Origin of the sequence: Streptomyces sp. NPDC053755 (assembly GCF_040677675.1) — a bacterium.
In the GTDB taxonomy this organism is placed as follows: domain Bacteria; phylum Actinomycetota; class Actinomycetes; order Streptomycetales; family Streptomycetaceae; genus Streptomyces.
The window spans coordinates 21,458-21,722 of sequence record NZ_JBFASK010000049.1 but is presented as its reverse complement, the minus strand read 5'-3'; positions in this window follow the sequence as shown (position 1 = coordinate 21,722).

The following is a 265-nucleotide window of genomic DNA, read 5'->3' as shown; positions in this document are numbered from 1 at the left end:
GCGCCGACATCCAAGGCGCCGAACGAGTGTGCTCTCCGCGCAGGCGGAGGTGGGTCGAACAACGCCGACATCCAAGGCGCCGAACGAGTGTGCTCTCCGCGCAGGCGGAGGTGGGTCGGTGCGCGCCGCCACTGCAGCCTCGGTCGCCCGGTGCTCTCCGCGCAGGCGGAGGTGGGTCGGGCCAGGGCCTCGTCCACGCTCAGCCCGTAGGGTGCTCTCCGCGCAGGCGGAGGTGGGTCGCGGTTGAGCACGTACAGGTTCCAGC